Origin of the sequence: Enterococcus sp. H57 (assembly GCF_003112495.1) — a bacterium.
Taxonomy (GTDB): Bacteria; Bacillota; Bacilli; order Lactobacillales; family Enterococcaceae; genus Enterococcus_B; species Enterococcus_B faecium.
On sequence record NZ_BEHC01000031.1, the window covers coordinates 34,154 to 49,538 of the forward strand.

The 15,385-nt window shown below is 37.7% G+C and carries 11 protein-coding genes; 3 read left to right on the forward strand and 8 right to left on the reverse strand.

Features of this window, described 5'->3' with window-relative positions; genetic code table 11:
• Positions 1-67 precede the first annotated feature (67 nt).
• A complete protein-coding gene (locus tag DIZ30_RS07085) occupies positions 68-2,221 on the forward strand; it encodes a GH92 family glycosyl hydrolase (RefSeq protein WP_002297735.1) in 2,154 nt (717 codons plus the stop codon).
• Positions 2,222-2,571: 350 nt separating this feature from the next.
• Here DIZ30_RS07085 and DIZ30_RS07095 read toward each other — a convergent pair whose 3' ends face one another.
• From DIZ30_RS07095 to DIZ30_RS07135, 8 genes are all read right to left on the reverse strand, one after another.
• Positions 2,572-4,023 (reverse strand): response regulator transcription factor, encoded by a 1,452-nt coding sequence (locus DIZ30_RS07095; RefSeq protein WP_025478712.1) that lies wholly within the window; start codon positions 4,021-4,023, stop codon positions 2,572-2,574.
• Positions 4,020-5,744 (reverse strand): sensor histidine kinase, encoded by a 1,725-nt coding sequence (locus DIZ30_RS07100; RefSeq protein WP_002297733.1) that lies wholly within the window; start codon positions 5,742-5,744, stop codon positions 4,020-4,022. The genes DIZ30_RS07095 and DIZ30_RS07100 overlap by 4 nt, the downstream gene beginning before the upstream one ends.
• On the reverse strand, positions 5,737-6,351 hold the full coding sequence (locus DIZ30_RS07105) for a DUF624 domain-containing protein (RefSeq protein WP_002297732.1): 615 nt from the start codon (positions 6,349-6,351) through the stop codon (positions 5,737-5,739). Before DIZ30_RS07105 ends, DIZ30_RS07100 begins: the two co-directional genes overlap by 8 nt.
• Positions 6,352-6,695: 344 nt before the next feature.
• Complete coding sequence (locus DIZ30_RS07110) at positions 6,696-8,153, reverse strand: ABC transporter substrate-binding protein (RefSeq protein ID WP_002285974.1); 1,458 nt, start codon at positions 8,151-8,153, stop codon at positions 6,696-6,698.
• Positions 8,154-8,193: 40 nt separating this feature from the next.
• Positions 8,194-9,114 carry a carbohydrate ABC transporter permease gene (locus DIZ30_RS07115; RefSeq protein WP_002285972.1) on the reverse strand — a complete coding sequence of 307 codons (921 nt, stop codon included), beginning with the start codon at positions 9,112-9,114 and terminating at the stop codon, positions 8,194-8,196.
• A gap of 11 nt (positions 9,115-9,125) precedes the next feature.
• A complete protein-coding gene (locus tag DIZ30_RS07120) occupies positions 9,126-10,073 on the reverse strand; it encodes a sugar ABC transporter permease (protein WP_002285971.1) in 948 nt (315 codons plus the stop codon).
• A 478-nt stretch (positions 10,074-10,551) separates the two neighbouring features.
• The gene (locus DIZ30_RS07130; protein ID WP_002285969.1) at positions 10,552-11,271 is read right to left on the reverse strand and encodes a pseudouridine synthase; all 720 of its coding nucleotides are present in this window, start codon (positions 11,269-11,271) and stop codon (positions 10,552-10,554) included.
• Positions 11,272-11,319: 48 nt separating this feature from the next.
• Entirely contained in the window at positions 11,320-12,966 is a 1,647-nt protein-coding gene (locus DIZ30_RS07135) for a polysaccharide biosynthesis protein (protein ID WP_002297727.1), read from the reverse strand.
• Between the two features lie 178 nt (positions 12,967-13,144).
• Between DIZ30_RS07135 and DIZ30_RS07140 the strand changes: the two genes are divergently transcribed.
• Positions 13,145-13,735, forward strand: a complete 591-nt coding sequence (locus DIZ30_RS07140) for a YitT family protein (RefSeq protein WP_002285964.1) — start codon at positions 13,145-13,147, stop codon at positions 13,733-13,735.
• Positions 13,736-13,826: 91 nt separating this feature from the next.
• Complete coding sequence (locus DIZ30_RS07145) at positions 13,827-15,332, forward strand: UDP-N-acetylmuramoyl-L-alanyl-D-glutamate--L-lysine ligase (protein WP_002297725.1); 1,506 nt, start codon at positions 13,827-13,829, stop codon at positions 15,330-15,332.
• The last annotated feature ends 53 nt before the right edge of the window (positions 15,333-15,385 follow it).

Below are 15,385 nucleotides of genomic sequence, written 5' to 3' on the forward strand. Positions count from 1 at the left end.
GATCGACCATCCGATAGTAAATTTCCAGTTTCATTCATCAAAAGACAATCAACAAAGGAGAAATAAAATGAATATCGGTCAAATAGATACTAGACATGCAACAGCGAATCAGCCAAATTTCTCTAATGGGAACTGCCAGCCTTATACTGGCGTTCCTTTTGGGATGAATTATTTTGCACCGCAAACTACGGATCAAAACGGCAGCTGGTGGTTTCATCCTGATGACCGCGTTTTTCAAGGCTACCGTCTTACCCATCAACCAAGTCCTTGGATGGGTGATTTCAGTCATATGCTGTTTACGCCGATCAATGGAAAACTACAGGAGAACACCCTTTTCCATGCTCAAAGTTCTTACCGCCCAGAAGAAAGTATATTTTGCCCGACTCATCTGTCGCTCTGTCAATTACGTTATGGCATCTGTTCTACATTGATACCTAGCATGTATGGCGGAATCTTATCTATTGATTACAGCAAAAATGACAGCGGTTTACTTTTATCCTTTCCGGGACGCCATCAGCTCTTTGTTATAGATCCTTACACAGTGGAAGGAAAAATCACACATTTTGCTGGTTCAGAAGATCCTGATTTTTCTTTTTATTTTATATTGAGATTTGAATATCCTTTAACAATTGATGAGTTAGCTGTTTCCAACAAAAATAGCGACTCGATCCCGTTGTATTTTGAACAGACAAAAAAACAAACTATCCGATTTGGGACATCTTTTATCAGCTCGGAACAAGCAGCTTATAACCTGGAACTAGAACAAAACCAAAGCAAAGAGACTTACCTTGCTCACAGTCAAGAACAATGGCAGTCCTATTTTGATCGTATACAGCTCACACACCATGATCAACAACAATTGCGGACGTTTTATCATAATTTATATCGGGTGTTTTTATTTCCACAAACATTTTATGAAATTGATCCTAGTGGGCAAAAAATCCACTATGATACGACTAGTCGATCTATAAAACCTGGTGTTCTCTATACAAATAATGGGTTTTGGGATACGTATAAAACGGTTTATCCTCTTTATTCTTTGATTGCTGTAGAAAAATACGAAGAAATGCTGGAAGGCTTTTTGAACAGCTATAGAGAAAGTGGCTATTTGCCAAAATGGCTGTCTCCTGATGAACGTGGACTTATGCCTGGGACATTGATCGATGCGGTCATTGCAGATGCTGCTGTAAAAGATATCCGACGAGACTTGATGCCTGAATTTCTAACGGCAATGGAAAAAGGTGCTACGGTTCAAAGCAAACATCCAAATTATGGACGACAAGGAACAGAAGATTACTTGACATATGGCTATGTTCCTAATCACTACCACGAATCAGTCAATCACACATTAGACTATGCTTATAGCGATTTTTGTATTAGCCAAGTTGCCAAGGTACTAGAAGAGGAGGAAATGACGAAGAAATATCAGCAGCAATCATTGAACTATCAAAATATCTTTGACTATGAGTCAGGATTTATGCGTTCAAAAGATAAAGATGGCAAGTTCAGAGAACCATTTTCAGCTAATCGTTGGGGACAAGATTATGCAGAAGGAAGTGCTTGGCAAAGCAGCTTTGCTGTTTATCACGATTTTTCAGGACTGATCGGAAAATATGGTGGCAGTGAGAGATATAAAGAAAAACTCATTGAGCTGTGCAATCAGCCCCCAACGTTTGACCCAGGAGGATATGGTTTTGAGATCCACGAAATGAGTGAGATGGCCGCGATAGAATTTGGACAATTAGCTATTTCAAACCAGCCAAGTTTTCACTATCCTTACTTGTTCAGTTATATAGGACAACCTGAAATGGCACAGCCACTGCTTAAACAGTTGATGACTCAGACCTTCGACGATTCTCCAATGGGTTACCCTGGAGATGAGGACAATGGAAGTATGGCTGCTTGGTATATCTTCAATAGTCTGGGATTTTATCCTGTCACGCCTGGAACCGGTGAATATGTTATCGGTATGCCATTAATTGACAAGGCTGTTTTGCTTTTGTCAAATGGAAAGGAATTGACGATTGAAGCAACGCCTAATCGGCCGCAGCAACAATTTATCCATAAAATCAAACGGATGGACAAAGAATATACGAAATTATATTTTACCCATCAAGATTTGCTGAAAGGCGGCACGATCTCTTACCAATTAGGAATCGTCCCTCACCCTAAGAAATATCAAGCAAAAGATTTGCCTTTTTCCTTATCAAACTATAATTAACAAGAGGTTGTGAAAAAGCTGCCCTGCATCAAGTAATAAGAACAGCCAAGCAAAAATAGCTCCTCATATTTTTCGTTTGGTTGGGCTTATTACCGCAGATGCAAGCTTTTGAACACCGTTTATTGAGAGGTTGTGAAATCATCGTTCTGACCTGAGTATTAGAGAGACAAATGGCAAAATAGTTCCTCATATTTTGCCATTTGTTGAGCTAATACCGAGGGTCAGCTGATTGAACACCGTTTAGTGGAGAGGTCGTGAAAAAGCTGCCTTGCCTCAAGTAATAAGAACAGCCAAAAATTAGATTTCTAGACAATTTTTTATAAGTTATTTCATTACATTGGCTTTTTCTTTTATGATTCTCCACTGTTTTCTCGGTACTCTTTAGGGGATCTGCCGACGATTTTCTTGAATAATTTAGAGAAATACGTGGTGTTGTTGTAGCCAATCTCACTTGCTATCTCATTGATGTTTTGATTACTGTGCAAAAGCAGTTGTTTCGCTTTTTCCATACGTAAATGGTTCAAATAAGCTGAAAAACTTTTTTTCGTTTCTTTTTTGAACAGCTGTCCTAGATACATGACATTTAAATGCAGGTTTTCTGACACTTCTTTGAGTGTAAGTGGTTCTTGATAATGCTGGTGCAGGATTACGATTACTTTTTCCACATTGTCACTGTACTTTTTCTGTCTCTGATGCTTTTTGATGAATGACAGAAGTAGCTGCTGAAGTTCTTGCACCGTTTTTGCCTGATGGATTTTTTCGATTCCTTGTAAATATTCCTCATCTTCCAGATCAATCAATTCCCGTTGAATCTCCATAAACAGTAAAAAACTGGAATATCGTATATCTTCCGGCATCATGGCTGCTAACTGAAACTGTTCAAAAAAATCAGTGATCATTTTTTGAGCGACTTCCAATTGTTTATTTTGCAGCACGCGTCTGAAACTTGAAAAATCGATGGTTTGATCTTTTGTTTCTGCTTGTACTGCGTAAAAAACATGCTCGTCTTTATCTCCATAAAATTGATGCAACTGTAGATTGTCTTTCGCTTGTTGGAATGTTTCAGGGATTTTGTCCAAAGAATCTGTCTCTTCCCCGATACTGATCAGCCATTCCTGATCAGGAAAGTTTTCTTGAACAAAACAACAGAAGCCATCAACTTCATCTGTCTCCAACAACAACGTGATCAATACACGGTCTCCGTAATTTCGTTGATAGTAAAAGATTTGTTGCCGTTCTTGCAACCATCTATTGATAAGAGTATCATGAGTTCTTGCCAGTTGAATCAATACTATCCTATGCTGCTTCTCACTTATTTGTCCTATTATTTCTTCTTCACTTATTTCATCCAATTCTTCATTCAACCATTGACTGAATAACAGTTCTTGATAGATTTCTTGTTGATTTTTTTGTTCATTTTGCTGATCTAACCGTGTTTTGATTTTCTTGAGGCTTTCAACCAATTCGAACTTATTCACGGGTTTCATCAAATAATTCACGGCGCCTAATTGCATACCTCCTTTCAAATAATCGAATTCTTGGTATCCTGATAAAATCATAAATTCAAAATTATGACGTTCTTTTTGAGCCGCTTCAATAAATTCCAGTCCATTTATTTCTGGCATTGTCACATCCGTTACTACTAAATCAATCTGTCGCTGTTCAAGTACAGCTAGTCCTTCTTTGGCATTCTCTGCTGTTGCTACTATTTGAAAGCCTAAACTTTGCCAATCAATTATCTTTTTTAACCCATTCAAAATCATGTATTCATCATCTACCAATAACACTTGATACACGCTCATCCCTCCTTGAATGTAATAGAAACGGTCAGTCCACCTGTCTCATTATTCTCAAGCGACATATAATAACTGCTGCCGAAGCTGGCACGTAAACGTTCATTCACGTTTTGCAGACCGATAGATCCGTGAAGTTCCACTTTAGGATGAGACAGTTTTTCTTCAATCTGTTTTAGCCGTTTTTCAGTCATCCCTTTTCCATTATCTTTGATGATGATCCTTACCCGTTTGCCTTCCTGCAAGACTTTGACACTTAGCGCATTATCGAATCGAGTAAAATCAATACCGTGTTTAAAATAATTTTCAACTAATGGCTGGATCACAAATTTAGGTACTTCGATCTTTTCCAAATCAGGATCGATCATAAAATGATAGGCTACTCGATTAGGATAACGCATTTGATACAAATAGACATATTTTTCGCAAAAGTCCAGTTCTTCTTTTAAAGTGATCGTTTTCTCTTGATTCGTATTGTTTCGAAGCAAAGCGGAAAACGCATATACAACATCTGCTAATTCTTCACTTCCTTCGCTGATTGCATACATTCGGATATATTCTAATGTATTATATAAAAAATGTGGATTGATCTGTGCTTGAAGCGCCCGCATATGTGCGTCTTGCTGTTTGATTTCTAATTTGTAGATGTCTTCTACAAACTGATTGATGCTATCCAACATTTCGTTGATACCGATTGAAAGTTCCTTCAGTTCATATTCCGTGTTTGTTATGTCGATCCGCGTCTCTAAATTCCCTGCTGCTGTTTGATCCATGGCCTGCATGACGATAGATACTTGCTGTGAATATCGCTTGAATGTTTTATAAAGAAAGATAAGCAATATATTGTCTAAAATAATGATACCAATGATCAGCGGGGCAAGATTTTTTCCCGTTTCGATTTTTACACTTTTTTTATCTAGTACAGCTAATATACGATAATCATCAGACAGTTCTTGGTGTTGAACAAAATTGTTTTTTTCCAGATCGTCAATCGGCAATTGTGAATTTTTCTGCAGACTCTCTGTGATGATCATTTCTTGTCTTTCAAACGTTTCTTTAGCTATTTTATTATCATGGAATGTGTATAGTCGATTTGTCGTTCCAGAAATCATGTATAAAGAGAGTCCATTGAATGACGTTAGATTTTCTAAAATCATATCTAGTTCTTTCTTTTGAAAACCAATAAAAATACTTCCTGACTCAGCTCCTCCTTGTGTGATAGGCAACTTGATATAAAAAGCGTCTAGTAATTTTGGTGTCCCCTTTTTTATTTTCCCACCTTTGTTTTCTCTAGAAGATTCATAATACTCCGGTAGTTGATTCAACACGATATATATCGCACTTAGTTCTTCATAATTTGCGTAGAGATCTTTGATTTGATTTGGGAAAGAAACTAATTCATCGGTACTGTTTTGCTGTTCGTATACATACATCAGATACTGATCTATGGGTTTTGTTAAGTAGGTCGTCACATTTTCGATCTTTTCGGAATTCCCTACAAGCTGGTTTTTGATGATCCTACTCAAGGTTGTTTTATCATTCAGCATTCTGCTTGTGCTTTGAACGGCATCACTTGTCATGTTTTCTGCCTGTTTTTGATTTTGTTCCCAAGTATGGATACTAAAAATAACGGTAGCAGTCATCGTTACACCGATCATGATAACCGCGTATTTCCGCAACAGACGATTGAGTAAGGTTCCTTTTGAAAATAGAATCCGAAACTTATTCATAACTTTCCAACTGTTTATCTAATTCTTCACGCCAGTGTGTTGTCATCGTACCATTCCAAACTGTCAAAAGACCAATGACACCAAACAGGATCAATCCTTTGAATTGCCAAGTCACGCCTAAAATTATACCGCTACCAATAATTATTTTTAGAAAAGACGAAAAGCTGGAAAAAACCGAAATAAAACTTAGCTTTAGCAGATTAGGAACAGAGATCGTATATTCACTATCTAAAATCATACTGTATTGATAAGTAGCAAATAGGCAGAGTAAGGCAAAAAGTAAAATAAAATCAATAGCTAAAAAAATGAGCCCTTTGATTTGAACAGATAAATATAAATTGTAACTCAATAAAGCAGTACCAGATAAAAATAAACTAAATAGCAGATTGCCTCTTAAAAAATTTCTTTTATATATATTCCAGCCTCTTTTTATTGTGATTTCTTTATACTCGAATCCGTACAAATAAAATAGTTCATTGACTGTTTTCCATGCCGCACCTAATCCAAAGATGATCCCGCCGGCAAATGTATATATCCAGAAATACAAGGTTAGTTTTATAACGACCCAGATCCGGATAAATAACTCTTCCAAAACCTTCCCTAACATATCTTCTCCTCCAAACATTAAGTTTATACTTTCTCATTATACAAAAAAAGGTTGGGCAATCAGCACCTTGACCTGATTATTAGAGAAACAAACGGAAAAATAGTTCCTCATATTTTGTCGTTTTGTGAGCGAATACCGAGGGTCAGCTGATTGAACACCGTTTACCAAGAGGTTGTGAAATAGCCGCTTAGTTTCGAGTAGTAAGAAAAATTTTGTGAATATGGCTTTCCACATTTTTACATATATTTAGCTTAATACCGAGAAACTGGCTTTTGAACACCGTTTATTCGGAACAAGAGGTTGTGACACGTCTTTTGTCACAACCCCTTTGTCTTTATTCATTATTATTCTTGTCGGAACTCATCATATTGTTTTTGCATTTCTTTCAATACCTTATCATAGCCAGCCTTGTCCAAAGCGTCTTTCAATTTCGGTAATGTTTCATCTGGATCAACAGTCCCTGTATTCAATCCATCTAAATATTGATTCATGACATTAGAAATATTACTTAATTCTGTTTTGACACTGTCAGTGTTGAAGCTGAATCCTAAAATCGGTGAAGTTTCTGCATCAGCAATCGATTGATCACGTTTGGCAATCATGTCATCCGTAATAGACTCTTGTGTATATAGAATCTTGTTGTTTCCTGTATTCCAAGCAGACATATGTGTATTTGGCTGATAACCATCTAGCAATTTGATTTTATCATCTGAACCATCGACTTTTTCCCATGCTTCTCCTTCGATCCCCCAAACAAGCCCATTCAATAATTCTGGATCACTGTTAAGCAGCCCTAGAAGCTCTACTGATTTTTCTTTATTTTTTGAAGTATTTGATACGACAAAATTTGCCATTTGTGCTTGAGCTGTAGATTTTAGTGGAACAGTAATTGCTTTTGAAACAAGTTCTTGTTTTGCTGCATTTGTCAAAATCGTATCGCCATAATCATACGGTCCTTGTGTTTCTCCACGCATTAGCCAAGTATTTCCTTCTAGTGGATAATCCTTATTGCTCGTTGCAGCGTCACTTGGAATGAGTCCTTGTTTGTACCAGCTATGCATTGTACGTAACAGTCCGATATACGTTTCATTATCGTATTGGTTGATGATTTTCGAATCATCTCCATCCAGATCAATAGCAAACGGTAACGTATTCCCTAAAGGATAATCAAAGTTCCCTTGGACTTTGAAGCCTTGTCCAATGGCAAAAGCTGCCGTGTTTGGTTCTTTTTCATGGAATTCCTTCAAGACTTTTTCTGCATCAGCGTAAGATTGGATTCCATCAATTGAAAGATCGTATTTATCTAGTAAAGCTTTGTTAAAAGTAAGTACTTGTTGAGCAAAGACATTTCCATTGACTGGGAAAGCATATAATTTTCCATTGACCAGATTTCCTTTAATATATGCTTCATCTAAATCATTATAAGCTTTTTCAGCGTACTTAGGCGCTAATTCAGTCAAATCAGCAAAGGCTCCTTTTTGGGCATTGGAAACATAGTTGTTCGCAAAGGCGATATCATAATTTTCCCCGGAAGAAATGATGACGTTCATTTTCTTTTCGTAATCGCCCCAGCCAATGTAATTAATATTGACTTTTACACCGATCTCTTTTTCGATTCGTTTGTTTGCTACTTCCATCAATTGATCGAAATTATCTGGTTTATCTCCGATTTGATACATCTGCAAAGTGTCCGAATTGCTAGCTTCTGCCTGGTCTTTAGAACCAGAACCTCCGCATGCTGCTAATGTTCCCAACAACAACGCTGAAACACCTGTAAAGGCTAGTTTCTTCCATAACTTCATTTTTCTTCCTCCTAATTTTATGATTTATATTTTTGTTTCTTTATTCTTTTACTCCGCCGATTGTTAGACCTTTGACAAAATGCTTCTGGAAAAATGGATAGCTGATCGCAATAGGCAACGTCGAGATGACTACGATCGCCATTCTGGCAGATTCTCCTGGAACTGAGGCTAATCCGCCTGTCAATTGGCTTCCTGCTCCTGAATTTTGTGTCAGATATTGAATATTACTTTGGATTTTCATCAAAAGATACTGTAGTGGAACTAGCTTATCATCTTGGATGTATAGTAAAGCATTGAACCAGTCATTCCAGTAACCCAATGCGGCAAATAAACTGATTGTCGCAATACCTGGAACAGCTAACGGTAAAACGATCTGAACAAATATTCGCAGTTCGCTAGCTCCATCGATCCGTGCCGATTCAATAATCGAATCAGAGACCGAACGTTTAAAGAATGTGCGCATCACAATAATATTGAAGGGACTGACAGCCATTGGCAAGATCAATGCCCAAATCGTATCTTTTAACTGAAGAAGATTTGTCATAACAAGATAATTGGCCACCATCCCTGGTGAGAACAACATCGTAATCAAACAAAAAACGGTAAAAAAACGACGGAATGGAAAGTTTGACCGTGAAATCGCATAAGCATATAAAGAAGTAGCCGTGCTATTGATCAGTGTACCTAAAACAGTAACAAGTACAGTGACGAAAAGCGCTTGGAAAATTTTATCCTGCATCTGGTCGAACAAGTACGTATAACCAAATATACTGAACTTTTCTGGCCAAAAACTGTACCCGTGAGTCGACAATATGGACTCATCGGTAAAAGAGATGGCGATAACAAATATAAATGGCAAAATACAGGAAATAGCAAAGAGTGCAATCATTATATTAGAGAAAAAATTAGCCGTCTTATTGAAAGAGCGGACTTGGACTCTCTCCACTTTCTTTTTTTTCATTTTTTTCCTCCTTAGAATAATGCAGAATCGCTATCAAAACGTCGGGCGATCGTATTTGTGATCATCAACAAGACAAAGCCGACAACTGATTGGTAAAGTCCTGCAGCAGCCGTCATACCAAAATCTCCTGTGGATGTCAGGCCATTGTAGATATACGTATCCAAAACTTGAGTCACATCATATAATGCACCGGAATTCCTAGGAATGTTATAAAACAGGCCAAAATCAGCTCGGAAAATGTTTCCTACGGCTAAAATCGTTAAAATCGTCATTAGTGGAATAAGTTGTGGTATCGTCACATGTTTGATCTGCTGCCATTTGCTAGCTCCATCAACCATAGCAGCTTCATAATAAGTCGGATCGATTCCCATAACAGATGCAAAGTAAATAATGCTGTTATAACCAATCCCTTTCCATGTACCAATGAACACCAAGATAAACGGCCAATATTTCGGTTCATTATACCAATTGACAGCTTCTCCTCCATGTCCAGTGATCCACTGATTGAATATTCCTTTGTCAGGACTTAAAAAAGCGTAAACAAAGTAACTGATAATGACCCAAGATAGAAAATAAGGTAGTAAGGACATCGTTTGATAAACTTTAACGAGTCGTTTATTTCTCAACTCGCTCATAATGATTGCAAATACGACTGAGATCAGCAGATTCAAAAGGATAAATGCTACATTATATAAAATTGTATTTTTAGTGATGAGAAATGCTTGATCCGAAGAAAATAAAAATTTGAAATTTTCCCAGCCCACCCAAGGACTTTCCCTCAAGCTAGCCAAGAACCCATCTGCTGAAATATGAAAATTTTTGAATGCTACGACATTCGCCATTACAGGTATGTAAAAGAAAAAAATCATCCAAAGCATACCCGGTACAGCCATCAGGACAAGTGCTTTATAACGCCATAGATTCATAAAAAAATGATTGAACCCCTTTCGTTTTTTCATCTAAAAACCCCTTTCGATTCATTCGCAACGTAATTATAGCGCTTTCAATAATGAGAATAAATAAACAAAGTATAGGGAAAATGAAACAAAGTATAGGAGAGGTTGTGAATTCAGCGTTTTGGCCTGAGTATTAGAGAAAAAAACGGGAAAATAGTTCCTCATATTTTGCCGTTTTTTGAGCTAATACCGAGGGTCAGCTGATTGAACACCGTTTATCAGAGGTTGTGAATTCAGCGTTTTGGCCTGAGTATTAGGGAGATCGTGTCCTTACTATCTAACTCTGAGTCACAAGGAACAATGGGGACTGTGACAAAAGTCTTGTCACAGTCCCTTATTCCGAACAAACGGTGTTCCAGAAGTAGCTTCTACGGAAATAAGCCGAAATTTCACAAAAAAGCCATCCGAAAGTCAGACGGACAAGTCTGCTTTTCAGATGGCGCTACAACTACTCTGCTTATTCTTTTAGCTATCCATTCAATTATTTTTCTCTCACTTGTTCTAGCTCTTCTTTGGTCATGGGACGATATTGCCCTTTATTCAAATCTTTAGGCAGCCAAAATTTTCCCATACGGATTCTTTTTAAATATAAGACTTCTTTTCCTACTGCTTTGACCATTCGCTTAACTTGGTGAAACTTTCCTTCATGCAAAATCAGACGGATAATTGAAGTTTCTGTCTCTTGATCTACTTGATCAATTTGGAGTTTTGCCGGCAATGTCTGCTCATCGCCATCAATAATCAGTCCTTCTGCAAATAAACGGATATCTTCTTCTGTCATTATACCGCTAACCTCAGCTAGATATTCTTTCTCCACATGTTTTTTAGGTGATAGTAACTGATGGGCAAACACCCCGTCATTCGTTAAAATCAAGAGGCCCTCTGTGTCTTTATCTAATCGGCCGACTGGAAAAAGATCTTCCCGATAATCCTGGTCTTCCAATAAATCGATTACGGTTTGATCATGATTATCCTGAGTAGCAGAAATGACTCCTGCAGGTTTATGCAAAATGTAGTAAAAATCTTTTTGATACGTAATGATTTCTCCTAAATAAGTAACCGCATCTTCGAATTCATTTACTTGCGCTTTATCGCTTTTCACCACTTGTCCATTGACTTCGATCGTTCCTTTTTTGATCAATCCTTTGACTTCTTTGCGGCTGCCAAGTCCCATATCTGCTAAAAACTTATCTAAACGCATGCGTTTCCCCCATTTCAAAAGAGCATCAATCTAGCTCTTCTGATTCACTTATTTTATTTTTAATTTATGTCGTAAACGCGCTATTCCTGGTCCTAGTAGTCTTTCTGCCAAGCGGATTTTCAAAGCTAAATAACCATACACTAAAGCCCCTATACCTGCTACTACAAGAATCAACAATAGAGACTGGAATTTGCTATCTTCGTTTAAAAAAGCACCAAAAATCATCTTTGTGATCCACGAAGCCAAAAGCATAATCAAGGTAAGAATAAAGATCAGCAATGTCCTGCGCCAGACAAAACTTGGTTTAAAGCGGGCTACTTCATGGATTCTCTTTAAGATCAAGGTACAAGACACAGCAAATCCGATCATTGTCGCCAATAAAGGGCCGTATACTTCAAATAAACGAATGGCTGGGTATTGAAGAAGGAGTTTCACTAGAAACCCAATAACCAAATAATTAATTGCCGCCTTGTTTTCAAACATTCCTTGCAGCATGTTGGAAACTAGCATATATAGTCCTAGGAAGAGTCCTACAAAACTTGCTTGGATCAGTACATTACTTCCTAGAGAATCCGGTGTATAAAATAATGTATTTAGCGGATAGGCAAGTAACATAACACCAAATGTCGCCGGAAACATAAAAAATGAAAACAACTGTAAATTTCCGCTTGTCAATTTTGCCAGACCTACTCGATCTTTCAACGTAACAGCTTCTGTAATCAACGGTAACCCAGTAGACGCGATCGATGTTGCCAATGCGATAACTACCATCGTCAACTTATCTGGATTGGCACTAAAAATCGAAAAAAGATCCAGTAACTGTGCATTGGAATACTCGGTGGATGCAGACATGATCTTCATAAAAGTGAACTGATCGACTAATTTGAAGATCGTTACTCCTGAACCCACAATAATAAACGGAATCGCTTCTTTAACGGTATCTAACAACAATTCCTTCGTTGCAATATTTACTTTGTTTTCGCTGTAGTGAATAAACGCCGATGTATACGCTTGATGTTTCTTCAAAAAATACAAAAGGACAAGAATACTTGCTAGCATACCGATAAATGCCGCGAAAGTTGATTGCGTGACCGCCGTCACATAGTCACCATCCATGACTTTCATGATGATGAATGTAGTCAATAGCATATAAAAAATACGTGCCACCTGTTCTACAATCTGCGACAGCGCATAAGGCATCATTTCTTGATTGCCTTGAAAATACCCTCGTATCACACTCATACAAGGAAAAACCAATACAGCGATACTCAAAGAACGCATCGTTGGAATCAGTTCTTCTCCGCCACCAGAAGCATGAGCTAGCCAAGGAGAGGCGATGTACATGAACAAAGCAAACAACAGGCCTAACCCGCCCATCATCTGTAATGCACGGATAAATAATCGTCGTGAAGTGCCATATTCATTCAATGAATTATAGCGTGCAGTTTGTTTTGCAATCGCAGCAGGTATTCCTGCTGTAGAGATCAGTAGAAACAATGCATATATATTGTATCCCATATTGAATAATCCATTGGCAGCCTTAGCATTTTCGCCCATCCAAGCATACCAGGGAATGATATAGACAGCGCCTAGCAATCTTGAAATGATATTACTGGCGGTCATCCAAGCAGAGCCTCGTGCCATTTTTTCTTGCGGTGTTAATTGATCTAATGCTGGTTTTCTTTGATTATCCATCGGTCAGATTCCAACTTTCTACAAAACATTACTATCATTTTAATTGGTAAAACAGAAACTGGCAATCGATTTTATATAACTTTTATAAGAACAATTGTTTTTTTGAATTCGGTTTCGTTTTTTTGGTAAAGTAAAGAAATATACAGCCTTTTATGGCTAACATTTATAGGAGATATCAATGACACAAGAAATAAAAAAACTACCCGTTATATTTTTAGGTCTTTTCTTTATCACAGTTGGATTGAATTGGTTCTTGCTCCCTCACGATATAGCTTCCGCCGGAGTGGGCGCCATCGGACATTTAGTTGAAACGGCCTTTTCTATCCAACGCTCAGTTACTGTTTGGAGCATCAATCTTATGATGCTGCTTCTAGCCGCTGTCCTATTAGGAAAATCAGTATTTTTTAAGACTGTAGCGGGAAGTCTGCTTTTTCCTGTTGTTTTAGAGATTGTTCCAAAAGTGGAAATGATCTCCTCACATTTCTTTTCACTGATTTCAGGAAGTCTTTTGTTCAGTCTTGGGGTTTACACATTGTACACAGTCGGGGCCTCAAATGGCGGTATAACGATACCGCCGATTATTTTCCACAAATTTTTTCGGCTTCCAATGCCGCAAGGACTTTTACTTACCAATAGTCTTATCGTCTTTTTGAATTATTATGTTTTTGGATTGTTGGAGACACTATTCGTTCTCCTATCTATTACAGTCAGTTCATTGTTTATGAAAATACTCATCCGCTTGTCCCCTGTGTCAAGAAAATTTGAATAAAGCTGGATTTTGTCATAGCGGAAACAAACGATATATTAAAAAGAGTGTGCTATAATAAACCAAGAAATTGAATGAAGCGAGGGATCAATCAATGAGCTTCTCTTTAGAAGACATCCGTCATTTACTATTAAAAGAAAATCTATTAAAAGAATTTGTTTCAACAAGAGGCTGGCATCTTGATGTACCAGAAAAAGCTGAATTTCTTCAGTTAAGTTATGATTCAAGAAAAGCTGATGCTTCTACTTTGTTTTTCTGTAAAGGAATGAATTTCAAAGAAGAATATTTGGATTCAGCAATCGAACAGGGTATTCAATATTATGTATCAGAACAGCCATACGAAAATTCAGCAGTAGGAATCATCGTAACGGATATCCGTAAAGCAATGGCGCTTCTTGCTATGGCTTTTTACGACTATCCGCAAAATAAATTGAAAGTGATCGGATTCACTGGAACAAAAGGTAAAACAACTGCTGCGTACTTTACAAAAGCAATCTTGGATCACACAACAAATAAAAAAACAGCATTGCTTTCTACTATGAATACAACGTTAAATGGCAAAACATATTTCAAATCCCATTTGACAACGCCTGAGTCATTAGATTTATATCGTATGATGTCAGAAGCAGTTGAAAATGGTATGACTCATCTAGTGATGGAAGTTTCTTCACAAGCTTACAAAACACAACGCGTATACGGCTTGACTTTAGATGTCGGAATCTTCTTGAATATCTCGCCTGACCATATCAGTCCGATCGAACATCCGACATTTGATGACTATTTCTATTGCAAGCGACAATTGATCTTGAATTCAAAAACAGTTGTTTTAAATCATGAAAGTGACTATTTTGATTTACTTAGGGAAACAGCCGATCTATTCCAGATTCCAACGATCACTTATGGTCGTTCGGAAGAAAGCAATTATCAAGTGATCCGTTCAGATAAAGGTACTCACGGTTTTACTTTATCTTCTCATGAAGATCGCTTAGCTATCTGCGATACTGCTTATGATATTTTGCTGGCTGGAGGATTCAACCAAGAAAATGCAGCCAGTGCGATCATTGCCGCAGCACTAACAGGTGCCTCCAGTCAAGATGCACAAGACGGATTAAAAGAAGCTCGTGTACCAGGCCGAATGGATCAATTGATCCAATCCAATGGAGCGCATGTCTATGTGGACTACGCACATAATTATCTAAGCTTGAAAACATTGCTGGAATTTGCCAAAAATGAACATCCAGATGGCCGTGTAATTGTTGTATTAGGCAGCCCAGGAAACAAAGCAATCTCCCGTCGACATGATTTTGGAAAAGTGCTATCAGAAACAGCTGACATCGCCTTTTTGACGGCAGATGACCCAGCATTTGAAGATCCGAAAAAAATCGCGGAAGAAATCAATGAAGCAATTACTAATCCAGATTTGATCGTTCATTATGAAATGGATCGTCCTGAAGCGATTCGACGCGCTTTAGCAGAAAGCGCTCCGCAAGATTCAGTCGTTATTGCGGGAAAAGGCGTGGATCCCTATCAAAAAATCAATGGTGTAGATGAACCTTATGAAGGGGATTATGCAATCGTGAAGCGGTTGATTGAAGAATAATGGTATTTATATACTAGTGGTTTCCCATTTCTAAGAAAAAAAGGGACTGTGAT